Annotated in this window: 20 protein-coding genes; 13 read left to right on the plus strand and 7 right to left on the minus strand. The window is 60.2% G+C overall.

What is annotated here, in order from left to right; genetic code table 11:
- Positions 1-9: 9 nt before the first annotated feature.
- Positions 10-687 (minus strand): GMP/IMP nucleotidase, encoded by a 678-nt coding sequence (gene yrfG / locus DKW72_RS13385; RefSeq protein ID WP_111642885.1) that lies wholly within the window; start codon positions 685-687, stop codon positions 10-12.
- 31 nt (positions 688-718) lie between these two features.
- Here yrfG and nudE point away from each other — a divergent pair, with 31 nt between their 5' ends.
- Positions 719-1,294 (plus strand): ADP compounds hydrolase NudE, encoded by a 576-nt coding sequence (gene nudE / locus DKW72_RS13390; protein WP_111642886.1) that lies wholly within the window; start codon positions 719-721, stop codon positions 1,292-1,294.
- 178 nt (positions 1,295-1,472) lie between these two features.
- A complete protein-coding gene (locus DKW72_RS13395; RefSeq protein WP_111642887.1) occupies positions 1,473-1,685 on the plus strand; it encodes a hypothetical protein in 213 nt (70 codons plus the stop codon).
- Here DKW72_RS13395 and DKW72_RS13400 read toward each other — a convergent pair.
- Positions 1,660-4,389: a nitrate reductase gene (locus DKW72_RS13400; protein ID WP_198411360.1), complete on the minus strand. Its 2,730-nt coding sequence runs from the start codon at positions 4,387-4,389 to the stop codon at positions 1,660-1,662. The genes DKW72_RS13395 and DKW72_RS13400 overlap by 26 nt on opposite strands.
- A gap of 411 nt (positions 4,390-4,800) precedes the next feature.
- Here DKW72_RS13400 and cobA point away from each other — a divergent pair, with 411 nt between their 5' ends.
- The 4 genes from cobA to DKW72_RS13420 all read left to right on the plus strand — a co-directional run bounded on the left by cobA (position 4,801) and on the right by DKW72_RS13420 (position 9,204).
- Positions 4,801-5,649, plus strand: a complete 849-nt coding sequence (gene cobA / locus DKW72_RS13405; RefSeq protein WP_111642888.1) for a uroporphyrinogen-III C-methyltransferase — start codon at positions 4,801-4,803, stop codon at positions 5,647-5,649.
- A 28-nt stretch (positions 5,650-5,677) separates the two neighbouring features.
- Positions 5,678-8,221: a nitrite reductase large subunit NirB gene (gene nirB, locus DKW72_RS13410; protein ID WP_111642889.1), complete on the plus strand. Its 2,544-nt coding sequence runs from the start codon at positions 5,678-5,680 to the stop codon at positions 8,219-8,221.
- 39 nt (positions 8,222-8,260) lie between these two features.
- Entirely contained in the window at positions 8,261-8,632 is a 372-nt protein-coding gene (gene nirD, locus DKW72_RS13415) for a nitrite reductase small subunit NirD (protein ID WP_111642890.1), read from the plus strand.
- A 119-nt stretch (positions 8,633-8,751) separates the two neighbouring features.
- On the plus strand, positions 8,752-9,204 hold the full coding sequence (locus tag DKW72_RS13420) for a YaiI/YqxD family protein (protein ID WP_111642891.1): 453 nt from the start codon (positions 8,752-8,754) through the stop codon (positions 9,202-9,204).
- 7 nt (positions 9,205-9,211) lie between these two features.
- Here DKW72_RS13420 and DKW72_RS13425 read toward each other — a convergent pair whose 3' ends face one another.
- A complete protein-coding gene (locus DKW72_RS13425; RefSeq protein WP_157960498.1) occupies positions 9,212-9,841 on the minus strand; it encodes a protease complex subunit PrcB family protein in 630 nt (209 codons plus the stop codon).
- A 19-nt stretch (positions 9,842-9,860) separates the two neighbouring features.
- A complete protein-coding gene (locus tag DKW72_RS13430) occupies positions 9,861-10,139 on the minus strand; it encodes a hypothetical protein (RefSeq protein WP_111642893.1) in 279 nt (92 codons plus the stop codon).
- 117 nt (positions 10,140-10,256) lie between these two features.
- Here DKW72_RS13430 and DKW72_RS13435 point away from each other — a divergent pair, with 117 nt between their 5' ends.
- From DKW72_RS13435 to DKW72_RS13460, 6 genes are all read left to right on the plus strand, one after another.
- A complete protein-coding gene (locus DKW72_RS13435; RefSeq protein WP_157960499.1) occupies positions 10,257-11,885 on the plus strand; it encodes a hypothetical protein in 1,629 nt (542 codons plus the stop codon).
- 92 nt (positions 11,886-11,977) lie between these two features.
- Entirely contained in the window at positions 11,978-15,160 is a 3,183-nt protein-coding gene (locus DKW72_RS13440) for a WD40 repeat domain-containing protein (RefSeq protein WP_111642895.1), read from the plus strand.
- Between the two features lie 104 nt (positions 15,161-15,264).
- Positions 15,265-15,804 carry a glutathione peroxidase gene (locus DKW72_RS13445; RefSeq protein WP_111642896.1) on the plus strand — a complete coding sequence of 180 codons (540 nt, stop codon included), beginning with the start codon at positions 15,265-15,267 and terminating at the stop codon, positions 15,802-15,804.
- A gap of 220 nt (positions 15,805-16,024) precedes the next feature.
- Positions 16,025-16,939: an N-acetylglucosamine kinase gene (gene nagK / locus DKW72_RS13450; protein WP_111642897.1), complete on the plus strand. Its 915-nt coding sequence runs from the start codon at positions 16,025-16,027 to the stop codon at positions 16,937-16,939.
- Between the two features lie 43 nt (positions 16,940-16,982).
- On the plus strand, positions 16,983-18,314 hold the full coding sequence (locus tag DKW72_RS13455; protein WP_408631114.1) for a sugar MFS transporter: 1,332 nt from the start codon (positions 16,983-16,985) through the stop codon (positions 18,312-18,314).
- Positions 18,315-18,414: 100 nt separating this feature from the next.
- On the plus strand, positions 18,415-19,491 hold the full coding sequence (locus tag DKW72_RS13460) for an acyltransferase family protein (protein ID WP_111642899.1): 1,077 nt from the start codon (positions 18,415-18,417) through the stop codon (positions 19,489-19,491).
- On the opposite strand, the gene nagA is transcribed toward DKW72_RS13460, so the two are convergent.
- From nagA to DKW72_RS13475, 3 genes are all read right to left on the minus strand, one after another.
- A complete protein-coding gene (nagA, locus tag DKW72_RS13465) occupies positions 19,488-20,630 on the minus strand; it encodes an N-acetylglucosamine-6-phosphate deacetylase (RefSeq protein ID WP_111642900.1) in 1,143 nt (380 codons plus the stop codon). The genes DKW72_RS13460 and nagA overlap by 4 nt on opposite strands.
- Positions 20,631-20,643: 13 nt before the next feature.
- The gene (locus DKW72_RS13470; protein WP_111642901.1) at positions 20,644-21,693 is read right to left on the minus strand and encodes an SIS domain-containing protein; all 1,050 of its coding nucleotides are present in this window, start codon (positions 21,691-21,693) and stop codon (positions 20,644-20,646) included.
- A gap of 93 nt (positions 21,694-21,786) precedes the next feature.
- Positions 21,787-22,818, minus strand: a complete 1,032-nt coding sequence (locus DKW72_RS13475; RefSeq protein ID WP_111642902.1) for a LacI family DNA-binding transcriptional regulator — start codon at positions 22,816-22,818, stop codon at positions 21,787-21,789.
- A 390-nt stretch (positions 22,819-23,208) separates the two neighbouring features.
- Between DKW72_RS13475 and DKW72_RS13480 the strand changes: the two genes are divergently transcribed.
- Positions 23,209-25,740 carry a family 20 glycosylhydrolase gene (locus tag DKW72_RS13480; protein ID WP_232522407.1) on the plus strand — a complete coding sequence of 844 codons (2,532 nt, stop codon included), beginning with the start codon at positions 23,209-23,211 and terminating at the stop codon, positions 25,738-25,740.
- Positions 25,741-25,914: the final 174 nt, after the last annotated feature.

Genomic DNA, 25,914 nt, shown 5'->3' on the forward strand with positions numbered 1-25,914 from the left:
TGTCGTCGCTCATGAGATCGGGGTGGTGACTCCTTTGGGGGCGGGCATCACTTCGTCAAAGTGGTGGATCGCGGGGTAGCCCTCCAGGCGGCGTTCGACCTGGCTGTCCGGTTGGTGGATGCCCAGCAGGTGGCGGATGCCGTAGGTTTTGGCAGATTCGAGCACGGTGGCGGTGTCGTCCACAAACAGGGTGCGCTCGCGCTGGAAGGGGCGGGCGCTCTGCAGGGCGTGCCAGAAGGCCTGATCTTCTTTGGGGTGCTGAAAGTCGTGGGACGAGAAAATTTCGTCCAGGTATTGGTCGATACCGGTGATCTCCAGTTTCAGACTCAGCACCTTGCGGTGGGCGTTGGTCACCAGCAGCAGTTGTTTGTCGTGCTCACGCAGGCGCGCGAGCCAGTTCTCGACGTGGGGGCGAATGGCGATTTTGTGCTGCACTTCTTCCTTCAGGCTGCGGATGTCCAGGGCGAGTTTGTCGCTCCAGTAGTCCAGGCAGTACCACTGCAGCGTACCCCTATGCTCATCGATCACGGCATGCAGTTTGGCCGTGGCCTCGTCCGGTTCGAGCTTGTGAATTTCCGCATAGCGCCGGGGGAGGTAGTGCAGCCAAAAATAGTTGTCATAATGGAGGTCCAGCAAGGTACCATCCATATCGAGCATGACGGTGTCGATGTTGTGCCAATCAATCATAGTCGAGTTACCTGTGAGTTCTGGAAACAGTATGCCCAACAAACCGACGATATTAAAGCGCCTGACCGTCGCCCGCAGCCGCCTGTTCCGGGCCGATGAGGTGCATTTACGCTTCAGTAACGGCGAGGAGCGCATCTACGAGAAGCTGTGTGGCAGCGGCGGCCCCGGTGCGGTGATCGTGGTGCCGGTCACGGCCGAGGGCCAGGTGTTGATGATCCGCGAATACGCCGTGGGTATCGAGGATTACCATCTGGCGCTGCCCAAGGGCGCCATCGACCGGGGTGAAACGGTGCTGGAGGCCGCCAACCGCGAGCTCAAGGAGGAGGTGGGCCAAGGCGCACGCAGTCTGCACTTGCTCAAGCGGGTCAGCCTGTCGCCGGGCTATATGGAGCACGGCATCAATATTGTGGTGGCCCGGGACCTCTATCCGGAGCGTCTGCCCGGCGATGAGCCGGAGCCCATTGAGGTGGTGCCCTGCGCCTTTGATGCCTTGTACGAGCTGGTGATGCGCCCGGACGTGTGCGAGGGGCGGACCATCAGCGCGCTGTTTCTGGCCCGGGAGTGGCTGGCGCGCGAGGGCGACCCGCCGGCGGCGGGGTCTACATAATCATCCGGCCTCAAAAGCGCACAAGTTAGAGCAAATCCGTCTAGCCTGGGCGAGGGTTTATGGTCATTTTTACGCTATCCTAGAGCCCAAGGTGCAGAAAACGGCAGTCGCACTGAAAAATGGCCCCCGGATGAGGGCACTAATAACAAGCGCAGGACGAGACTAAAGGAGATTTACCGTGAGTAAGCACCAACGTGCCCATCACCTTCAGGCAAACATGAACCCCACAGGCCGACTGCGCGAGCAGCTCACCGCCCAGATGACCCGCTACGAGCGCGAGCTCGAACACCTCAAGCAAGCCGAAGACATCGATTTCAGCCTGATGCAGACTTACCGCGAATTGATTCACGCGCGCAAGGATATGCTCAGGCAGCTGCCCCCGACTTTTTAACCGCTTCGCCGCTTCCTTCCGCCTCCCGGGCCAGCAGTTGTGCCAGTTCGGGCAGGCAGGAGCCACAACCGGTGCCCGCCGTTGTGGCCGCACACACCGCTTCCACTGTTTTCAATCCCTGCGCGCGAATGGCGTTGCACAAGGTTTTCTCGCCCACCTGTTTACACGCGCACACGGTTTTACCGGCCGCCAGTGCCGCACTCGGTTCGCCTTTAAACAGTGAGCGGGTGATGTCGCTACCAAAGGGCAGGCCAAACAATTGGCCGAGCCAGGTCATATCCTTTTCACCAAAGGTGCTGGCGACGGCGTAAGCACTCACTATCGTGGAGTCCCTCAGTACGGCGCTGCGGTAATCTCCCTGGGCGTTGTTGCCAAAGGCCAGGCGTTGGCTGTCGTCTTCGGTGGCGCACAGTGCGTCCAGTTGCGCGGCCAGCTCGGCGGCGCTGGTGCTGCTGGCGATGACATAAAGATAGCCGGCGTCGATCTTGCGGGCGGACCAGTAGTCGGTGGCCAGGCTCGGCAACTTGTCGCGCGTGATCAGGATGGCCTCGGATTCGCTGCGCCAGGGACTGATGGCCACAGGGGTGTATTTGTTTTCCGGTTGGCCGGACACCGGATCGGTGTTGGGGGCCACCAGGGCACACACCCGCGCCTGACTGGCCTGAACCTGGTTCCAGTGCATGGGCATAAACACCTGCCCGGGGCGGCATTGGTCGCTGGTGGTGATGCGTACCCGCGCCTCGCCGTGGCGGCTGCGCACGTCCGCCAGCTCGCTGTCGACCAGGCCCAGCCGTTGGGCGTCGTCCGGGTGCAGGTTGATAAAGGGTTCCGGCTGGTGGCCGGACAGGCGCGCCGACAGGCCGGTGCGGGTCATGCTGTGCCACTGGTCGCGGATGCGCCCGGTGTTCAGGATCAGCGGGTAATCGCTGCTGGTTTTGCTCGCCGCGGGGCGGAAGTGCACCGGCACCAGACGGCCACGGCCAGAGGGCGTGTAGAAAAGTCCGTCGGCAAAAAAGCGCTTTTCCTGCATGTCCGGCGCACGGTCCGCCGGCAGGGGCCACTGGCGCGGCGGCAGGGCGTCGTACTCGTCGCGTTCAAGGTGGGCGTAGGCGCTGATGTCGAGGTCGCGGCTGCCGCCGTTGTCGGCGCCCGTCAGTGCCGCGTACTCGCGGAACACCGCCGCCTCGTCGGCATAGTCGAAGGCTTCGGCGAAGCCCATGCGTCGGCCCACTTCAGCGATCATCCACCAATCCGGTTTGGCGTCACCGGCGGCGGGCACCAGGGCCCGCTGGCGGGAGATGCGCCGCTCGGAGTTGGTGACGGTGCCGGACTTTTCAGCCCAGCCGGTTGCAGGCAGCAGGACATCGGCGCAGCGGGTGGTGTCGGTATCGGCGATACAATCGGACACCACGACTAAAGGACACGCGTTCAGTGCCCGCTGAATGCGGTCGGCGTCGGGCAGGCTCATCACCGGGTTGGTGGCCATAATCCAGATGGCTTTGATCTCACCGCTGTCCACCGCGTCGAACAGGTCCACCGCTTTCAGGCCCGGTTCGCGGGCGAGGGCGGGTGCCTGCCAAAAGTCGCTCAGGGTTTTGTGGTGCTGGGGGTTGCCAAACTCCATATGGCCCGCGAGCGTGTTGGCCAGTCCGCCCACTTCGCGCCCGCCCATGGCGTTGGGCTGGCCGGTGACCGAGAAGGGCCCGGCGCCGGGCTTGCCGATGCGACCGGTGGCCAGGTGACAGTTGAGGATGGCGTTGACCTTGTCAGAGCCCGCACTGGACTGATTGACGCCCTGGGAATAGACGGTGACGGTGCGCTCTGTGGCCACAAACCATTGATAAAAGGTGGCCAGTGCCTCCGGGCTGATGCCCAGCGTTTTTACCAGCGAGACCAGATCCGGCGCGTCGCTTTGGGCGGCGGCCAGGGACTTGTCAAAACCTTCGGTGTGCTGATCGATAAAGTCCCGATCGAGGGCGTTGCCTTTGGCGAGCGCAGAGAGCAGGCCATTAAACAGCAGCACGTCGGTGCCCGGGTTGATGGGTAGATGCAGGTCGGCGATGGCGCAGGTGTCGGTGCGCCGGGGGTCGATCACCACCACTTTCATATGGGGGCGTTCGGCCTTGGCCGCTTTCAGGCGCTGAAACAACACCGGGTGACACCAGGCCAGGTTGGAGCCGGTGAGCACCACCAGATCCGCACTCTCAAAATCGCTGTAGCTGCCGGGCACGGTGTCGCTGCCAAAGGCGCGTTTGTGTCCGGCGACACTGGAGGACATACACAGGCGCGAGTTTGTGTCGATGTTGCCGCTGCCAATAAAGCCTTTCATCAATTTGTTGGCGACGTAATAGTCTTCGGTCAACAGTTGTCCGGACACATAAAAAGCGACGGCGTTGGGGCCGTGCTCGTCGATCACCTGCCGGAAGCCCTGGGCGACATGATCGAGGGCGCTGTCCCAGTCCGTGGTCTGGCCGTTCACGCTGGGCGATAACAGGCGGCCATCAGGAATCAGGGTTTCGCCCAGCGCCAGGCCCTTGGAGCACAGTCGGCCGAAGTTGGCGGGGTGCTCGGGATCGCCGCGCACCTCGACACTCGGGCCGGTCGCCCCTTCAGTTACCTTCGCTTCGATACCGCAACCCACGCCGCAATAGGCGCAGGTGGTTTTGGTCCAGGCGTCGCTTGTAATCAATGTTTGCTCAGTCATACCCAGCTCGTTGTTGGTTACCTGTGGTTTACAGGGTATTTGCAATAACCGAACCAATATGGGCGGCGGGCATCCGGGCGGTCTTTTTTAATGATAGAGACGGCAAAAGCACGGTATTGATGCACAAATGTTTCCCTGTGGTGCGCGTGCACCATCACTTGCATTTTTGTGGTGCAAAAGCGCAGGGCGGGCAATGTTCGTTTTTGCTCGCTAAAAGTGCACGCTTGCACGCTAATAGTGCTTTGGGTGTGCTCGAAAAAATTCCCGCGGCGTTTCGAGTAACCGGCTATTTGATTCGTAACTTACTGATAAATAAAAGATAAAAATCATTTTTAAAAATTGTTTCCGCATCTGGCACTGTCCTTGCTCCATCCCCGGTAAGTGATTTTTTGCAACCACAGGATCGATGCCATGCACCAGCAACCGACGGCCATTCACTGCTCGCTGACCAAAGCGCGCCCCCAACGCCAGGCGCTCGCGCCGGGCAAAGTATGGCTCGTGGGTGCGGGCCCCGGTGATGCCGACTTGCTGACTGTGAAAGCGCTGCGCGCGATCGAGCAGGCGGACATTATTTTTTACGACCAGTTGGTCAGCGCCGAGATTCGCGCGCTGTTTCCAAAAGGCACGCCGGCCTTGTATGTGGGTAAAAGTAAAAATCATCACAGCATTCCCCAGGATGATCTGAACCAGTTGCTGGTGGATCAGGCCCGGGCCGGTTTGACCGTGTGCCGCATTAAAGGCGGCGACCCCTTTGTGTTTGGTCGCGGCGGTGAAGAGTTGTTGACTCTGCGCGAAGCGCAGATCGATGCCGAAGTGATTCCGGGCATTACCGCCGCTTCGGGCTGCGCCACGTATGCGGGTATTCCCCTGACCCATCGCGGCGTCAGTCAGGGTTGCACGCTGGTAACCGGGCACGCGGAAAAATCTCTGGATCTGAATTGGCAGGCCCTCGCCGGCCTCAATCACACCCTGGTGTTTTACATGGGTGTGACCAAAGCCGGGAACATCAGTACCAATCTGGTCAACGCCGGCCTGAATCCGGGTACACCGGTTGCGGTGGTAGAAAACGGCTGCCGCAAAAACCAGCGTGTGGTCACCGGCCGCATCGATACCCTGGCCCAGCTGGTGATTGATGAAGCGGTGCAATCGCCCGCCCTGATTATTGTCGGCGAGGTGGTTTCCCTCGCCGAGCAGCTGCAACCGACTGACTGGCTCGCCTTTGTGCAGAGCGACGCGCCGGCCCACAGCCTGAGTGCATGAATTTCGCCATTTGAGTGTTTGAGGACGTATTATGAAAGAGCGCATTATAGTTGTTGGCAACGGTATGGTTGGCCACAAATTTATCGAAGGACTACTCAACTCCGAGTGGGCGGAAAACTACGAGATCGTCACCTTTGCCGAAGAGTCGCGCCTGGCCTATGACCGGGTGAAGCTGAGCAGCTATTTCTCGGGCTCAACGGCCGAGGACTTGATGCTGACCTCGGAAACCGAATACCAGGCGCGCGGTGTCCGCTACCTGTTGAATGAAAAGGTCACCGCGATTGATCCGGCCACGAACACCGTGACCACTCACACCGGCCACACCGAGACCTACGACAAGCTGGTGCTCGCCACCGGTTCTTATCCTTTTGTGCCGCCGATTCCGGGCAAGGATCAACCTCACTGCCTGGTGTATCGCACCATTGAAGATCTGGAAGCGATTACCGCCTCGGCCCGTGAGAGCGAGACCGGTGTCGTGGTCGGTGGTGGCCTGCTCGGCCTGGAAGCGGCCAACGCGCTGCAGAACCTCGGCCTGAAAACCCACGTGGTGGAATTTGCGCCGCGCCTGATGGCGGTTCAGCTCGACGAGGGCGGCGGCGAGTTGCTGCGCCGGATGATTGAAGACCTGGGCGTGGGCGTCCACACCGGTAAAAACACGGCGGAAATCGTGGCGGGTGAAGAGAGTCGCTACCGCATGAATTTTGCCGACGGCACCCACCTGGAAACTGACATGATCGTGTTCTCTGCCGGTATTCGTCCGCAGGATGAGCTGGGTCGCCAGTGTGGCTTGCAGTTGGGTGAGCGCGGCGGTATTGCGATCAACAACGCGTGTCAGACCTCAGTAGACAACATTTACGCCATTGGCGAGTGTGCCCTGTGGGACAACAAGATTTTTGGTCTGGTGGCCCCCGGCTACCAGATGGCGAAGGTGGCCCTGGCCCATATCGTGGGTGAGTCCGCCGAATTTGTCGGCGCGGACATGAGCACCAAGCTGAAGCTGCTGGGTGTCGATGTTGCGAGCATTGGCGATGCCCAGGCGCGCACCCCCGGTGCCCAGTGCTACACCTACAGTGACGGTGTCGCCCGGATCTATAAACGCCTGGTGGTGTCCGCCGATGGCAAGAAATTGCTCGGCGCGGTGCTGGTGGGCGAAGCGGAAGCTTACGGAACATTGCAACAGATTTGTGTCAACGACATGGATCTGCCCGAGGCGCCGGAGCAGTTTATTCTGCCGGCGATTGATGGCGAAGCGGCGCCGGGCATGGGCGTTGACGCACTGCCGGAAGGCGCGCAGATCTGCTCCTGTTTTGACGTTACCAAAGGGGATATCTGCTGCTCGGTTCAAGGCGGTGCGGTAAGCATTGGTGACATCAAGGCGGAAACCAAAGCCTCCACCGGTTGTGGCGGTTGCGCGGCCCTGGTCAAGCAGGTGATGGACAGCGAGCTGACCAAGCTCGGGGTCGAAGTCAACAACAACCTGTGTGAGCATTTTGCTTATAGCCGTGCCGAGCTGGCCGACATCGTGCGCGTCAAGAAGATCAAAACCTTTGATGAGCTGCTCGACAGCCATGGCACCGGCCTGGGTTGTGAAATCTGCAAGCCCACCGTCGGCTCGATTCTGGCGTCCTTCTGGAATGAGTATATTCTCGAAGAGCAGCACGCTGGACTGCAAGACACCAATGATATCTACCTGGGCAATATGCAGAAGGACGGCACCTACTCGGTCGTGCCCCGTGTCGCCGGGGGCGAGATTACCCCGGACAAGCTGATCGTACTCGGCGAGGTCGCCAAGGAATTTGATCTCTACACCAAAATTACCGGCGGCCAGCGTATCGACCTGTTCGGTGCCCAGATGCACGAGTTGCCGGCTATCTGGAAGCGTCTGATCGACGCCGGTTTTGAAACCGGCCATGCCTATGGCAAATCACTGCGCACGGTGAAGTCCTGTGTCGGCAGCACCTGGTGCCGCTACGGCGTGCAGGACAGTGTGGGCATGGCCATCGGACTTGAGAACCGCTACAAGGGTTTGCGTGCTCCGCACAAAATCAAGTTCGGCGTGTCCGGCTGTACCCGCGAATGTGCCGAAGCCCAGTCCAAGGACATCGGCGTGATCGCCACCGAGAATGGGTGGAACCTGTATGTGTGCGGCAACGGCGGTATGCGCCCGCGTCACGCCGACCTGTTCGCCACTGACCTCGATGACGAGACCCTGATCAAATACATCGACCGCCTGCTGATGTTTTACATCCGCACCGGTGACCGCCTGCAGCGCACGTCTGTGTGGCTGGAAAACCTGGAGGGCGGACTCGATTATCTGCGCGAGGTGGTGATCGAAGACAAATTGGGCCTGGCCGAAGAACTGGAAAATGATATGGCCGAGAACATCGGCAATTACCAGTGCGAATGGAAAACCACCATTGAGGACCCGGAAAAACTCAAACGCTTCCGCCACTTTGTGAACAGTGACGAGAGCGACAGCAACCTGGTGTACATGAACGAGCGCGGCCAGCCGCGCCCGGCCACCGAGGAAGAGCGGGTCAAAATTATTGAGGCGGTAGAAGTCGCCAGTTGAGTCACAACCGAGCATTTGCCGTAACAGGAGCAATACCCCATGACCACAAGCAATGCGGCCCTGGCCGAAAGCGTGCCGGAACAGTCCGGCGAATGGATGACCGTCTGCGCCATGAATGATCTGGTGCCGGGCACCGGGCTGTGCGCCCTGGTCAATCAGCAGCAGGTTGCCATTTTTTATTCGCACCGATTGGACGAGCTGTTTGCCATCGGTAATTACGATCCCATCGGCAAGGCCAATGTCATGTCCCGTGGCATTATCGGCTCCGTGGGCGAGCGGGTGGTGGTGGCCTCACCGCTGTACAAGGAACACTACGACCTGCGCACCGGCGAGTGCCTGGAATCCGAAGAACACTCGGTACCTGTATACCCGGTGCGCTGCGCCGACGGTCAGGTCCAGATACAGATTTAACCGCTTCCTCCGTCTTCTTCTTCATGCTTCATGAAGTCGGCCTCGGGCAGCTTCGGCTGCCCTTTTTTTATGCCCCACTTACGGTATAGTGTCCGCGTGTTCCTGCAAGAGATGTGGCCATGCCTATTTGGGTCGACGCCGACGCCTGCCCGACGGTGATCAAAGATATCCTATACCGCGCCGCCGAGCGCGCGCAAATCCCCCTGACGCTGGTGGCCAACCAGGCGCTACGGGTGCCGACCTCCCGGTATATTTCAGCCGTGCAGGTGAGCGCCGGTTTTGATGTGGCCGATAATGAGATTGTGCGCCGCGCTCAGCCCGGGGACCTTGTGATTACCAGCGATATCCCCTTGGCGGCGGAGTTGATCGAGAAGGGCGCACAGGTCTTGAGTCCGCGCGGCGAACGCTTTTCGCCGGACTCCATCAAGGCCAAGCTGACCATGCGCAATTTTATGGACACCATGCGCAGCAGCGGCATCCACACCGGCGGCCCGCCCGCCATGAATCAGACCGACCGCCAGCAATTTGCCAATCAGTTGGACCGCTGGATCGCGAAAGCCAAGAAAGCTTAGTGGCTGTTCACGGTTCGAGCCAACACTCGGTCACAGCCAGCTCATTGAAAACAATGGGTTTGTCTGTCTGCTCAATGGCAATAAAACAGTAGGGGTAGGTCAGCGCGCCATCAGCTCCGCAGTCGTCGCAAGGCGTGATGGCTTCATAGGTGATGGTTATTGAGCTTTCACTTTCCGAAACCTCCGTGACCTGAATCAGATGATTCGACGATGGCTGCTCTCCCATATGAAGAAAAACAACCCGTTTTTCACTAAAATCGACGTCGGGTAATGCCGTCTGATTATTCGGATCAGCCATTGCATACCGTTCAATATACTGGTGGTTGTTGTCGATAACTTCCAGTTGCTGATCGGTTATGTCGGACGTGTGTTCAGCCAATGCCGGACATCTGAGCTCTGTGAATCCTGGATGGGTCTCTTCGGTGCCCATATTTTCAAAGCTGTTTTGTGTGCGACAGTGATTGCCTTCGGGAGGCGTGCTCGACGTGTCAGGGGTACTGTCACTGCCGCAACCCGACAAGGAATATGCGGCCAGTAGCAAGATCAGCTTGGCGGGTGTCCAGAATGCTTTATACATTATTGTCATAGCCTGTTGAGTCCTTTTGGTTTTACCCATTGACGGATGATCCAGGGTCACGGCTGTGTCCCTTGAGCGACTACTTGTTACCCCAGATTTTTGCCACTGCCCGGTCGTTTCCAAGCAGTCCGACGATCAATCCGGTCGCGGAGACCAGTCCGAAGATCACAACCGGTGCAAAGTAGCCCACATCGCTGCCCGGTTGGCGGAACCACAGCACCGCGATCGCCAGCAGCCCAAAGACCGAAGCCAGTATCAACAGCACCTTACGGCCCCAAGGGTTGACGTGGTAGGGGTCGTCACCGCGCTCCAACGGGTTGAGGATAAAGCCGAAGACATTGCGTAATGCGGATTTCATAGCGGTTCCTGTCCAGTCTGTGTGATCCGTATTGTACGGCGGTACGGCGTCTGTGCCCAGTCGTCTGGCGCAGGGCGAGGGTTTGCGAAACCGTTTGCGCTGTGTTCTCATCGGAGCATGGACACCAAAATAAAGCCTCGACGACCAGTACAGTCGATCGGGTTGTTGGCCTCCGGCCTGGATGCGGATACGCGCCTGCAGCTGGCCTGTGAAGGACTCCAGGCCAGCTATTGGCATTGGGGTAGTGGGGCCGATGCCGAGTATGTTTACCGGCTGGTGAGTGACAACCCAGAGTGGCTCGCGCAGGCGTCGGCGCCGGTGCGTTCGCGTTGGGCGTGTCTGGCTAGCCTGTGGCCCGTGCTTTTTGGGGCTCCGCCCGAGCGGCGGGCGGATGCCGAAGCCGAGACTGAGGCGCAGGACTGGGTGGGCGCCGTGGCGCTGCTGGTACGCGCGGTCTGTGCCAGTGAGGGCGCGGCCCTTGAGCGCACCTTGCCGAGCCTGACCCGCGTACTTGGTGAGCCGCCGCCGCTGGGCGAGGCCCTGATCTCCCACTTCCTGGCGGCCCGCGCCCTGTTCGCGGGGCACTTGTCGCAAGCGCTGGATCACACCCGGCGCGCTCTCGCGGTGTTGCCCGAGCACCCTGACGGACGTTTTCGAGCGGTGTTGCGGGCGCATCATGCGCGCTTGCTGGCGCGCGCCGGTTACTGGCGACAGGCGCTGTCTGAAGCCAGTCGAGCCCGTCGCGAAGGGCGTGGTTTTGCCAATCCCCTGTTCGACTTTCAGCTCCACATGATGCTCGCCTGCCTGCCCCTGCAGCGCAACCAGCTTCGCCGTTGCCTGCCTTACGTGCGTCGCGCTTTTGCCGCTGGCGCGCGCGAGGGCCTGATATTTTCCTATCTGATAGACGACGATGATCTGGCCCAGTTCTGTGCGCTGGCGTTGCGCGAAGAGATCGAGCCCGACTATACGCGCACGCTGATTCGACAGCGGCAGCTCACCGGCCCCACGCGCAGTGACTTACAGATGGTGTGGCCCTGGCCCTGCAGGCTCTGGGTGCTTGGACGCTTTGATGTGGAGGTGTCTGGGGAGCGGCTTGGGCGCCTGTCGCAACCACAGTTGCGCGCGCTCTTGTCAGAGCTTGTGTTGGCCGGACCTCAGGGCATGCCCCAGGTGCAATTGGCGTCCCGTCTGTGGCCGGACAGTGCCCCTGACAAGGCGCTCAACTGTCTGCATGTGACGATCCATCGGGCGCGGGACTTCCTGCAGGTTCCGGATGCCATCGCCGTGGACGGGGGCCTCGTGACGCTCGTGGCGGAACACCTCTGGGTCGATGCCTGGGCGTTGACGGAGCTAGCCGTGCAGCGCAAGCACCTCTCTCTGCCGGTCCTGCGTCAGGCCGTCGACCTGTTTCGCGGGCAGGCACAATTTGTCGCCGCCGATGAACTGCAGGCCGAGATCTATCAGGAATCGCTGAACGTGGCTTTTCGAGACCTGGTGCTCTCGCTGGGGGATGCGTTAGTGCGCCGGGATGTTGACGATGCGGTCAGTTGTTACCGGCACGCGCAACGTTTCCTGCCTCTGGATGAGCGCTTGTGGGCCGGCCGTCTGGAAACGGAAGCTCTGCTGGACAACCCCCGCATGCTCGCACTCAGTTTTCGCCAGTTGGAAAAGGCCTATCAGCGGGATCTCGATATGTTGCCCCCGAGTCGGCTGCTCAGCGTTTATAAGACGTTGCGAGGTGATTGATGGGAGCGATGTAAGTGATCTGTAAGTGCGCTGAGGACAATGGGCCGGGACGTAGAAAAAATACCCATGACTGCCAAAAGGATTGATGCGCTATGTTATCCGCACTCCGCACCTGGACTCTTCGCTCCCTGCTATTGATACCCTTCACACTTATCGCCTGCGGCGGCTCTGGCGGCGACGACCCGGGTGGCCCGCCGGGTGGGAATGGCGACCAGCCCCCGGCAAACGGCAATGGGAACGGAAACGGAAACGGGAACGGCAACGGCAATGCAAACGGCAACGGCGATCCTGAGCCGCCCGTTGATGACCCTACCGGCCCGGCGGCCATCTTTGACGCGGCCGAGCACTTGGATTACGTCACGCATTACTCGGGTGAAACCGACTGGGCCACGCCCAATGCGTCGGGCAGTGAACACGTTCGTTTGGTGGATACGGCGCAACTGGGGGGCGCGCTGCTGGTTGCGCCCTATGTGATGGCGAATGATGCCTTGCAGGCCCACGCCGATGTGCCCGGCGATCTGCTGGCGTTTCTGGATGTGCGCGACTGCGCTACCGGGGATGAGCGCGCGGCGCAGGCACCCTCGACGTCACCGAGCGACTGCGTGCGCGTGCCCAATGCGGACAACAGTGAGGTGGAGTTTTCCGGGCAAATGGACTGGCAGGCGGGCGAGGATTCACCCTTCGATGCGGTGGTTGAACTCTCCAGTATCAATCTGCTTTGGCGCGATCAGGCCTTCGAGTTGAGCGGTGCGGTCGGCCTGGATGCGACCATGAACAACCTGTATATGGCCGTCGACATCATCCATAACGAAACCGATACCCGCTACCGTTACTGGGCGGTGCACAACTATTCCCTGTCGGCGGAACAGCCCCAGATCAATCTGATCAGCTTCCACCCGGCACTGGGTGCGGTGGCGCATATGGGTGAAAGTGCCTATGTGGAAGTCAGTGAATGCGCCGCCGGTGGGTTTGACGCCGATGGCGGTGCTCTGATGAGTGGCAGCGCCGCCGGCGATGCTGACGCGAACCTCTACTATGCCAATGTCGCCTGCGATGTGTTTACGTTCGAGCACACCCTGAGTCGCGCTGTGGACGATGAGCCGGTCGCGCCGCGTCTGTACGCCGCCTTTGCCAGTCTGGGCATCGACTTTGGTGTTCAGGTGGATGATTGGGCGCTTGATGCCGGGCACCAGTTGGGCGGCACCTCGGACACGCAGTTGCTTGAGCCCGAGGTCGTGGATGTGGCGCTGGTGGGCACCAATCGCGATGGCGATCAGTGGACCCAATACGAAATAGCGCTGAGTTATGACCTCTCCGATCTGCCCGGCGAGGTGGTCAATGGCGGCCTGCTGGCCGCCCAATGGCACAGTTCCCAGGTCGGCGGGGACGGCCACCAGGGCAATATCGTTCGGGCGGTGATGACCGAGTGGGACGGCGAGCCGGCGGACAGCAATTTTGTGGGCAACGAGACTCAGGGCTACGACGCCATTGATATTGTTTCGGGCCGAATGGATCAGCCCTGGTGGGCATTCAATGCGGGTGAGATGGTTGAGCTTGCACTCGCCCAGGGTCGTTCCCACTTGCAGGTGGTGGTGACCTCGACATTTATTATTGAGCCGGAAGAGGGCGAGCTGGCAAAAAGCTTCTGCCTGGCGACCGGTAGTGACTGTCCTGCGTCTCTGATTCCCGCGATCAGTATCGCTTATCAAAGCGATCTTCCCTCCGACGATGAGCCCGGTACGCTCACCGGTTTTAGCCTGACGCCTGAGCCGATCAAAACGCTGGCTTTCAGTTGGGACAGCGGTAGCGGCGCGACCGAGTACCGCCTGTGGGAGCAGGCCAGTCCGGAGGCAGACTACCAGCAGGTGGCCACCATTGCGGGCGGCGAAACCGCACACGGCCATGAAGTCTACCTGCCCGAGCGTCTGGCGGCCCGCTATAAGTTGGAAGCCTGTACCAGCGGCGGCTGTGTGGAGTCTGAAGAACTGGCTGTCGACAGCGATGAGCTGGCGCTAGCCGCGGGCTTCGTCAAAGCCTCGAACTCGGTTAACCAATTGGAGTTCGGTTTTTCCGTGGCACTTTCTGCCGACGGCCAGTTGATGGCGGTCGGCGCGCGTCGGGGCGTTGCCGAGGGCGGCGGTTCGATCTATGTCTTTGAACGTGACGCCGATGGCGAGTGGGTGGAGCTGACGCAATTCTGGCCCGATGATCCTACGGAAGCCCTTGTCTTTGGCATGTCTATCGCGTTGTCGGCCGATGGCTCTACCATTGCGGCAGGTGCCAACGGGGGCAACAATCATGAGGGCCGCGCTTACGTATTTGAGCGCGAGGGAAATACCTGGGTGGAGCAGGCCAGCTTTACCACCAATGCCGAGCTGGACGGTGACCAGCAGAGTGATTGGTTTGGAACTGATGTCGCTCTCTCTGGGGATGGTGACATTCTGGCGGTGGGTGCCAATCACAATTTCGCGGAAGAGAGCGTGTACATCTACAACCGCAGTGGCGCAACCTGGAGTAAGGTCCAGCGGCTGACCGTCGAGGAGGGCCGAAACAACGACAGTTTTGGTGTGCATCTTGAGATGGCGGTTGATGGCAGCATGCTGCTGGTGGGTGCCGTCTTGCAGCCGTACGGCAGCCCGAATCCGGATCCCGATGAGAACAGCGGCGCCGTTTACGTCTTTACCAATGACGGTACCTGGTCGTTGCTACAGCGGTTGAAACCCTCTGGCCTTGAGCAGGGCGACTTTTTCGGCAGGCAAATTGCGCTGGCTCATGATGGCCTCACCCTGGCTGTCACGGCGACAGGCGATGGTCAAGAGGAGGTCAACTCCGGTGCGGTATACCTGTACAGCCGCGGGGACTCAGGCAGCGCCTGGCAGTTCGCCGAGAAGGTCAAGGCCGACCCGGTAAAGCCCTACGTTCAGATGGGCGATGCTGTGGCGTTATCGGCCGATGGCAGCCGCATGGCCGTTGGTTCACGGCGCGACAGTAGCGCGGCTGAATGGATTGGCGGGGACCCGGAAGCGTCCGGGGTGGGCAGCAACGGCGCGGTCCACCTGTTCGAGCGAGAAGGAGGGCAGTGGCAACAAACCGCGTTTGTGAAACCACCCCACAATCCACAACGTTCCATTTACTTTGGCAGTGGTGTGGCCCTGTCGGTCGATGGAAAAACCCTGGCAGTCACCGCACCGCAGCATGACAGCGACGCCTCAGGTATCGGGGGTGATCAGGAGGACAGTAGTGGAACGCGCCAGGGCGCCGTATTTCTTTACTGAACTCAGTGTCGGTCTGGCCGGGGCGTTAAAACCCCGGCAGATCTGGCGCGCCTTTGCTATCGTATCCTTACAGGGCCTCAACCTTTCCACCACAGGATACGATCATGAAAACGCTCACCACCACCTTTTTACTGTCTCTTCTGGGGGCCTCGGCAGCCCTTCATGCTGATCAGTGCCCCGAACATCTGCAGGGCGAGTATCGCCAATTGCACGCCACCGAATCGGTCGACCTGTGTGAGCTGATGGCCGGGCGCACGGCACTGGTGGTCAATACCGCCAGCCACTGCGGGTTCACCCCCCAGTTTGAAGCCCTGGAGCGGGTTCACCAGCAGTACAAGGATCAAGGCCTGGTGGTGATCGGCTTTGCCAGTAACGACTTCCGCCAGGAAGCCGCGACGGAAGAAGAGGCCGCCACCGTCTGCTACGAAAACTTCGGTGTGACCTTCACCATGGTGGCGCCGACCGGCGTCACTGGCGACGAGGCCAACCCGCTGTTTCGCGAGCTGGCCAACCAAAGCGAAGCCCCGGGCTGGAACTTCAACAAGTACCTGGTCAACGCCGAGGGCAACGTGGTGCAGCATTTCGGCAGCCGGGTGACGCCGGACTCTGCTGAGGTGACCGACCGGATTGATCCGTTGCTCTGAGTTAGCAGTCCCATCACCCCCCGCCCATAGTCGGCGCGCGGTCAGCCCCACTGACCCGTGCTGACAGGTGGCATTGGCATCATATCCCCCTAAGCATTCATGCATTGACGATTCCCTGTTGACAGGGGAGCAAGGCTACTTTACGATTTGAGACAACGTTGTCTAGCGGGCATGTGACTGTCCCTGTCAGTCGCCGAGTATGCCCATAGAAGGAAAAGATATGTCGAACAAGTCAGTCAATGCGCCGCTGTTTCTGGGTGTCGACGGAGGCGGTACCAAGTGTCGGGCCTGTCTATCCGACGCCCGGGGCACCCGGCTCGGGGTGGGGAACTCCGGCCCGGCCAACGCGAATCAGGCGCTCCAACAGGCCAAGGACAATATTGTCCTGGCGGCGAAAGATGCCCTGAAGGATGCCGGCCTACCCCCGTCGCTGCTCGGTGAACTGGTGGTGGGTCTGGGGCTGGCGGGGGTCAACTTGCCCAGCGTGCACCGAGCGATGACGGAGTGGGAGCACCCGTTTGCCAGTCTGCACGTTGCCACCGATCTGCACATCGCCTGCCTGGGCGCCCACGGGCGTGATGAGGGCGCGGTGATCATCATCGGTACCGGCTCCTGTGGCTACGCCCGTGTCGATGGACAAGAGGTGATGTTGGGCGGCCATGGCTTTCCGCTGGGCGATAAGGCCAGCGGCGCCTGGATGGGGCTGGAAGTCGTCAAAGCCGTGCTTCTGGCGCACGACGGACTGGGGCCGGACACGGCTTTGCGTCCCGCCGTTGAGGCGGCTGTGCAGGTCAATGGGGTTGCTCTGGCGGAAAAAATGGCTAAAGGCAGCCCGCGCGATTACGCCCAGTTTGCGCCCATGATTTTTACGGCAGCGGATCAGGGCGATGCCCTGGCCCGACGCATCCTGATCGAGGGTGCGGAATACATCAGCGCGCTGGCGCGCAAGCTGCTCGAACGCAAACCGGGGCGGCTGTCGATTCTGGGCGGCGCGGCCGAACCCATGCGTCCCTGGCTGGATGCCGATGTGGTCGCACAGCTGTCGGTTCCAGAGGGAACGCCGGAGGAGGGCGCCGCGCTCCTGGCACGGCTTAATAGCGAATTACCCAAGACCGGCGATCCTGCCGCCGGATAGCATTTTTTCTGTCGATATCGGCCATAACCTATAGTGAGTAACGATTATGACAACCTCTACGCCGACTGAGCACACACAGCGCAGTGCGCTGACCCCGATGGTCATTATCGGGATATTGTTTTTCGTCTTCGGGTTTGTGACCTGGCTCAATGGCGCCCTGATTCCGTTCTTGCAAATTGTCTGTGACCTCAATGAGTTTCAGGCATTGTTCGTGACCTTTGCGTTCTATATTGCCTACACGGTGATGGCGTTGCCTTCGGCTCTGATCTTGCGGCGCACCGGTTACAAGCGCGGTATGGTGATCGGTCTGGGCATTATGGCCGTGGGCTCACTGGTGTTTATCCCGGCGGCGCAAACCACGCACTATGCAATTTTCCTGATTGGCCTGTTTGTTCTGGGTACCGGTTTGACCATTCTGCAAACTGCGGCCAACCCCTATGTCGTTTGTATCGGTCCGCGCGAAAGTGCCGCCATGCGTATCAGCATTATGGGTTTGCTCAACAAGGGTGCGGGTATCGTAGCGCCGGTGGCGTTCACCGCCTGGGTATTGACCGGCATGGATCGCTTTGAGGAAAGCGCGTTGGTGGCGTTGACGGCTGACGAACGCGCCGCACGCCTGGCCGAACTCTCCAATCGACTGGTCGAGCCCTACATCTATATGGCCATCGCACTGGTGGTGCTAGCGCTTTTTGTTCACTTTTCCGCGTTACCCGAACTCAATGTCGATGCCGACAATGAAGACGATGACGAGGTGGCTGATAAGTGGGGCATCCTGAAATACCCACAAGCGGTGCTGGGTGCGATTGCGCTCTTTATGTATGTCGGCGTTGAAGTGATCGCGGGCGATACCATCGGACTTTATGGTCGCCTGGAAGGTGTCAGTCATTTCGGCTCGCTCACCGCCTATACGATGGCCTTTATGGTGATCGGGTATCTTGCCGGTATCGCATTGATTCCTCGCTACCTGAGTCAGTCGAAAGCGTTGATCGGTTCGGCGTTTCTGGGGGTGTTGTTTACTGCCGGCGTGCTATTCGGTTCGTCGGAAAGTCATGCCATATCCCTGATGCTTTTCGGTTGGATGGGCATCCCCACCGTGCCCGATACGGTGGCCTTCCTGGCATTGCTTGGCTTGGCTAACGCCTTGTGCTGGCCCGCGATCTGGCCGCTGTCGCTCCAGGATTTGGGCAAGTACACCAGTGTTGGTTCGGCGTTACTGATCATGGGTATTGCCGGTGGTGCGCTGATTCCGTTGGTCTTTGGTTACTTCGCTGAAACCTTCACTACGCGGTCGGCCTATCTTGTGATGTTACCGTGCTATGCCTATATTCTTTTCTATGCGTTCAAAGGCCACAAGATGCGCACGTGGAGCCGGTAAACAGTTTCCTCTAGGGTAGCGTAGCGGTGTCTCTCTCGCGCTCTCTTTGGCCGGTGTTAACGCACCGGCCTTTTTTTGTTGAAATGCTTGGAAGAGCCAGATGAATAATAATCAACGCTTCTTGTCGCTTGATGTCATGCGTGGTCTGACGCTGGCGCTGATGATATTGGTCAACACGCCGGGCAATTGGAGTGCAGTCTACGCGCCGCTGCTGCACGCTGATTGGCATGGGGCTACGCCCACCGATTACGTGTTCCCTTTCTTTTTGTTTATCGTCGGTTCGGCACTGTTTTTTTCCGGCCGTCGCCCTTTGCCGATGGACGTGAGGATGCGCAAGATTGTGCGTCGGAGTGTTCTGATTTTCCTGATCGGGATACTGCTCAACGCCTACCCATTCACGACCCCCCTATCCGAACTGAGGATACTGGGCGTGCTGCAACGGATTGCTTTGGCCTATCTGTTGGCGGCGCCTATCGCACTGTTTCTCGGAGCCCGCGCGCGCTGGGCGGTGATGGGGGTGTTGTTGATGGGCTATTGGGCACTGTTGCAACTGGGTAGCGATCCCTACGGCGTGAGTGGCAATGTCGTGCGCCAGGTGGACCTGTGGCTGCTCGGGCCGGACCGTTTGTGGCAGGGGCTGGGCGTTGCGTTTGATCCGGAAGGTCTTCTGTCGACGTTGCCCTCGGTGGTGTCGGTATTGATCGGCTATGAAGCAACCCGTCTCCTGTGCCTGCACGAAAACCGGAAAAGGGCGTTGCAAAGTTTGACTGTTGTGGGGGTGTTGTTGGTGCTCGCCGGGTTGCTTTGGCACACGGTGTTTCCGATCAACAAATATCTGTGGACCAGTTCGTTTGTATTGCTCACCGGCGGAGCCGCGCTATTGGTACTGGTGGGGTTGATCCTGCTTGAACCTTTCAGGGCGGTAGCGCCGATGTATCGGGCCTGTGAAATCCTGGGCAAAAATCCGCTCTTTATCTATGTGTTGTCGATTGTCTGGGCAAAAACCCTGTACCTGATTCCGGTGGGTGATACCTCGGCTTACCCGTGGGGCTATCAGTGGTTGGCCCAGTGGCTGGCGCCGATGAATGCCTCGCTTGTCTTTGCGTTGGTGAGTGTGGCGGCGATGTGGGCGGTGGCCTGGGTGTTGCACCGCCGCCGTATTGTGATCGCTCTTTAGGGCGAGAGGGGTTCGCCGTTGATCCAACTGTTGTGCATATTCAGCTGTGAGTCGATGGCGATCATGCTGGCCCGGTACCCGGGCGCGAGAGAGCCCAGTTCGTGATCCAGCCCCAGCATCGCCGCCGGGTAGCGACTGGCCATACGCAAGGCTTCGCCTAGCGTCAGATCGAGATCGCGAACGCTGTTGCGCACGGCGCTCAACATATCCAGATCTGAGCCGGCGAGGGTGCCATCGGGTGTCGCACAGCGCCCGTTTTCGGCGCGAATGGTTTCACCTTTGAGCACAAACGATTTTTCCTCAGCACCGACACTGGGCATGGCGTCGCTGACCAGAATCATTTTTCCCTTGGGCTTGGCGGCGATGGCGACTTTGAGCGTTGCGGGGTGCACATGGTAGCCGTCCACAATCAGGCCGCACCAGCTGTTCGGGTCTTCCAGGGCAGCGCCCACTACCCCGGGCTCGCGACTGGTCATGGGGGTCATGGCATTGAACAGATGAGTAAAGCTGCTCAGGCCCGCGCGCAGCGCTGTGTGAATCTGTTCGTAGGTGGCGCCCGTATGACCGGCGGCGACGATGACGCCCGCCTCGGTCAGGGTGCGAATGGCGTCCGGGGTTGTCAGTTCCGGTGCCAGGGTGACAAGGGTTTTGCCCCGCTTGAGTGAGCACAGCAGTGCCAGTGCCTCGTCGTCGATGCTGCGGAATTTTTTGGGATCGTGTACCCCTTTGCGCTGTTCATTGAGAAAGGGCCCTTCCAGGTGAATGCCGAGGATACCCGGCACGCCTTCATCCATGGCCTGGGTGATGGCCGCGATACCCCGCGTCATTACGGCGAAGTCGTCGCTGATCAGGGTCGGCAACAAACCGGTGGTGCCGAACGGGCGATGGGCGGCGCTCAGGGTCTTCAGTGCGTCCACGGTTGGCGCGTCGTTAAACAGTACGCCGCCACCGCCATTGACCTGCGTGTCCAGTAAACCGGGTACCAGCAGGGCGCCGCCCAGGTTTGTCGACGGCAGGTCCGAAGGTAGCTGGTGCTGGGAAATCAGGTCGATAATGTATTCGCCCCGGTAGACCAGCACGTGATCGTCCAACCAGTGGTCCCCGGTAAAAATTCGGGCGTTGCTCAGGGCCTGGGTCATGGCTTGCCTCATGCTAGACGGTTTCGGTGACTTTGCGCAGGAACGGCGGTTCGTCCGGATTGTAGCCCCGGGCGATGGCCAGCGCATTGACCATCCGGTAAAAACTCTGGACGGTCAGGATCGGGGTCAGTATCGCATCCGGGCTCGCTGCGACCGGCAGGTTGTCCGCGTGCTCGGCACTGGGTGTAGCCAGCATAACCCGAGCGCCGCGCGCCCGAAAATCCTGGACCAGTTGCAAGGTGTCTTCCTGGGTTTCGTCCTTCTGGGCAAAGGCCAGGATCGGAAACTGATCCCCCACCAGCGCCATGGGGCCGTGGCGCACTTCTGCGGCGCTGAAGGCCTCGGCATGTAAGCCACAGGTCTCCTTGAGTTTGAGCGCCGCTTCCTGGGCGATACCAAAGCCCATGCCTCGTCCGATGACGAACAGATTGTTGACGCCTTTGAGAGCGTCGACCGCCGTTTGCCAGTCGCATTGCCAGGCTTGTTCGAGGGCACTCGGCAACTCATGGAGCGCTTTGGTGAGCGCGGTGTTACCCGACCAGGCGGCAACCAGTTGCACCATCGCCGTCAGGCTGCCGATATAGGACTTGGTGGCGGCAACGCTGACTTCGCTGCCCGCACACAGGGGCAGCACAATATCAGCACTCTGCGCCAGGGGGGAATCTTCCACATTCACCAGCGCCAGGGTCAGAGCGCCGGCCGCTTTGGCGCGCTCCACGTTGGTGAGCAGGTCGGGGCTCTTGCCTGACTGGGAGATGGCGATAAACAGGGTCTGCTCAAGCTTTTGGGGTACCCGGTAAACGGAGCTGATCGAGGGGGCTGCCGAGGCCGTGATCAAACCCAGTTGGGATTCAATCAGATACTTGGCGTAGGTGGCTGCGTGATCTGAACTGCCCCGGGCACAGGTGACGACCGCACGGGGCTGGTAGGCCTTCAGTGTGATCACTGCCTGCCTGATCGGCTCGGCATTGAGCTCCAGCTGGCGCGTGACCGCAGACGCAGCTTCGGCCGCTTCACGGAAGAGATGGGTATGCTCTGGCATCGGGGTAGTGTGGCTCGACATAGGCTCCTCGGAACAGTTTTCAACGGCGAGACAACGTTGTCTCATTGGTGCCATTGTGCCCCCTGTGGGCGATTCTGTAAAGGCTTGGTGCCGTCAGCCGCGCCCGCTGGGGGGCGCGGTGGAGTCGCGCACGATCAGTGCCGGGTGAAAGCCGAGGCTCTCGGGCGCTTGGGTTCGGCCTTTGTCCGCGCGCATCTGATCGATCAGCAGGGCCGTGGCGCGGCGGGCGATTTCAGTGATGGGCTGGCCAGCGGTGGTGAGGTTGGGCCAGGACTGGCGGGAGAAGGGACTGTCCTCAAAGCCGGCGATGGACAGCTGCCCGGGCACGTCCAAACCGGACAGGCGCGCGGCGAACAGTGCGCCTGCGGCGATTTCATCGTTACAGGCGAAAATCGCCGTGGGCTTGTCGTCCAGCGTCAGTAAGTGCTTGCTTCGGTCAACGCCGGAGGCGAATGAGAACTGCCCCGGAAGTACCCATTCGGGCCTGGCGTCGATGCGCTGCTCCGCCAGTGCCTGGCGATAGCCCGCTTCACGCTCGGTGCTGGATTTGTGGGCCTGATCCCCGCCCAGAAAGGCGACTTTGCGATGGCCCAGTTCGAGCAGGTGGCGGGTGATCTGGTAGGCCGCTTCCCGGTCGTCGATATAGACGCAGGGATTCTGCGCCTCGGGCGCCTCTGAGCCCGAGATGATGGATACCCGGTTGACCTTGCGCTTCTCCAGGGCCGCCAGTACCTCGGGCATCTCCGAGGCGGGGGGCGTGAGGATCAGGCCGCCGACCTGACTGCGATCGAGCATGCTGTCAATCTCGTCAATCAGATCCGGGGCCGATGTATCGCAGGGGTGGATCACCAATTCGAAGCCCTGACGCCGGCACTCATCGAGCATCCCGCGCTGCATATCAATCACATAGTTGCTGTTGGGGTTGTCGTAGATGAACCCGATCGACGAGGCGGTGCCGCGCAGCTCGCGGGCCGCGTAGTTGGGTTGGTAGTTGAGTGCCTTGACCGCCTTCCAGACCTTCTCCTGCAGTTCCTTACCCACGCTGGGTTCGCGGTTGATCACCCGGGAGACCGTTTTGAAAGAGACTCCGGCGAGTTTGGCGACATCCTTAATGGTCGGTTTCATAGCGGTTGAACGGGTTCCCGGCTGGTCAGTGGAAAACGGGCAGTATACACCAAGGCTGGATTCTGACGTTTTGAGCACAAGCCGGGGCCGGGGAACCCTTTCCGGGACCGTCTGCCGCTGGACGACCCACAGGGATGTGGGGAGTGTCCCGAAGCGCCGGGAGCGCGCAGGGACCGGCGGCAGTCGAGCCCCCAGGGATGGGTTTACGGCGTGTCCCGGAAGGGGATCCCTGCCTTCAGCGGGCTACAGGCAAGGTGTTCAGCTGGGCTTGCATTTGCCAGAGGGTGCGCTAAACTGTGTGAGACAACGTTGTCTTGCCGTTTTGCGGCCATTCAGTAAGAGGGAGTCAAAATAATGAGAATCTGCCTGGCGCTAGTGATGGGAGCGCTGATGAGTCTGTCCATAGGGGCCCATGCCCTGAGTCAGAGCGACGTGAACACCTTTGCCGAGGGCGCCAGTCTGCGCTTTGCGGTGCTCAGCAATCTGGCTGGGGGTGGTCCGCATATCCGGTTGCAGTTGGAGAATCCCACCTCGGTCAGTCTGCCCGGGGGTGAGGCCGACTGGGCGATCTATTTTCACTCGGTGCGCCGGATTGCGACAGTGGAAGAGGCCGGACTCCGGCTCAGTCATGTGCAGGGTGATCTGCACCGCCTTGCGTCCACAGCGGATTTCGCCGGTCTCGCTTCGGGGCAGACGGTGACGCTCGACTATCGCGCATCCGCACACATGATCAGCTACACCGATTTTATGCCGCGGGCATTCCTCGTAAGCGGCGATGCCGAACCCGTGGTGTTCGCCAATACCGATACTGAAGACATTCGCGCTTTTGTGGAACCGATTGAGCGTGCTGATCAGCGCCTGCGTTCGCATTCCGATGCTGTGTCGCCCGCCACCGCCGCCAGTCGTTACGACGCCAACCGGCGCGTCAATGCGGTGGAGGTCAGTGCCAGCGATGTTCGCGAGCGCATTATTCCCAAGCCCTCTTCGGTCAACACCCGCCGGGGCACGGTGACTCTGAGTGGGGACTGGTCCATTCACTACGCGGGACGGCTCGCCAGCGAGGCCGCCTTCCTGCAGGCGGCGTTGAGCGGCGTATTTGAGCGCGAGGTGGCTGCGCGTGCCGGTGATGGCAGCGGCGATGGCCCGGTTGTGATCCTCAGGGTCGACCCGGAGGCGCGCGGTCTGCCCGAAGCCGCAGAGAGTTACATTCTGACGCTTGAGCGTGACCGTATCGAGATTATCGGACGCGACAACGCCGGTGCTTTTTACGGCGCACAGAGTCTGCTCAACCTGCTTCCCGCACGGGTTCAGGATGGCTATGCCTTGCCGCGCCTGACGGTGGTTGATTCTCCCCGCGCCAGTTGGCGGGGTATGCACTATGACATGGCACGCAACTTTCACGGCAAAGCCGTCACTCTGCGTCTGATCGATCAGATGGCGCGCTACAAACTCAATCGTCTGCACCTGCACTTGACCGAGGATGAAGGCTGGCGCCTGGAAATTCCCGGGTTGCCCGAGCTGACCGATATCGGTGGCCATCGCTGCTTTGATCTGAGCGAGCGCCGCTGTCTGTTGACTCAGTTGGGTACCGGCCCTCACACCAGTGGCTCCGGCAATGGGTACTATTCACGCGACGATTTCATCGAGATTTTGCGGTACGCCGCCGAGCGTCATATCGAAGTGATTCCCGAAATTGACATGCCCGGCCACGCCCGCGCGGCGGTCAAGGCAATGGACGCTCGTTATCAGCGGTTGATGGAGGCGGGCGAGGATACCGAAGCACGCCGCTATTTGTTGGCCGACCCGGACGACACCTCCGAGTACCTGACGGTACAGAACTACAGCGATAATTCCATTAACGTCTGTATGGAATCCACCTACGCCTTTATCGATAAAGTGATGTACGAATTGCAGGCCATGTACCGTGAAGCCGGGCAGAGCTTAGGCGTATTTCATTTGGGCGGTGACGAAGTGGGTCGAGGCTCCTGGACGGGCTCGCCCGAGTGCGAGGCGCTGATCCGGGGTGAATCCGGGCTCGCCGGAACGGGTGATTTGATGCCTTACTTTGTCAGCCGGGTGGCGGAGCTTGCCAGTCATCGGGGACTTGCCGTTGCCGCCTGGGAAGACGGCATGATGCACGACGCCCAGCAACCCTTCAATCGTGACCGCTTCGAGAACGATCGGGTTCTGGTGAACCCTTGGGACAATATCTGGGAGTGGGGCGCCGGTGATCGGGCCTACCGTTTTGCCAATGCCGGTTACGAGGTGATTCTGTCGCACGCTACCCACTTGTACTTTGATCATCCCCACGAGGCGCATCCCGAGGAGCGGGGTTACTATTGGGCGACCCGTTATACCGACACGGAAAAAGTGTTCGGCTATCTGCCCGATTATGTTTACGCCAACGCGACCACGAACCGTAATGGTGAGCCCATTGAAGACCTGGAAACGCTTCTGGGGCGGGCGGTGACACCGTTGAAAAAGCCCGAAAACATTCTCGGCATACAGGGGCAGGTCTGGACCGAAACCATCCGCACCGCCGAGCAACTGGAGGCCATGCTTTACCCCCGAGTTATCGCGCTGGCGGAGCGTGCCTGGCACCGCGCCGGATGGGAGGGGGAGAAGCCCGATACCCGGGCGCGGGATCAGGACTATGCCCGCTTCGTCCGGGTGTTGGCGACGCGCGAATTACCAAAGCTGCTGGACGGTGGGGCCGGTTTCCACCTTTTGCCGCCCGGTGCACGCGTTGACCAGGGTCAGTTGCATGCCAATACGGCAATGCCCGGTCTGACCATTGAGTACAGTACCGACGGTGGCAGCAGCTGGCAGCCCTACCATGGGTCCGTTGCAATGCCCGAGGGTGAGGTTGTGCTACGCACCCGGCTGGGTCATAACGTGAGTCGTTCAACTCTCGTGGAGTAGTGTTTGTCACCAGGATGAGGTTGCCCTTTAGTGGGTCGCTGCGCACGCTTTCGAGGCGTAAACAGTGGCTGCTGGGCGCTCTTTTGTCCTTGGAAAAGTTGCGCCCAAATTAAGAGAGAAAATATATAACATTATCTAATTATATATTTGATATTTTCTATCTTTATTGGTATG

Origin of the sequence: Marinimicrobium alkaliphilum (genome assembly GCF_003259155.1) — a bacterium.
Taxonomy (GTDB): Bacteria; Pseudomonadota; Gammaproteobacteria; order Pseudomonadales; family Cellvibrionaceae; genus Marinimicrobium_A; species Marinimicrobium_A alkaliphilum.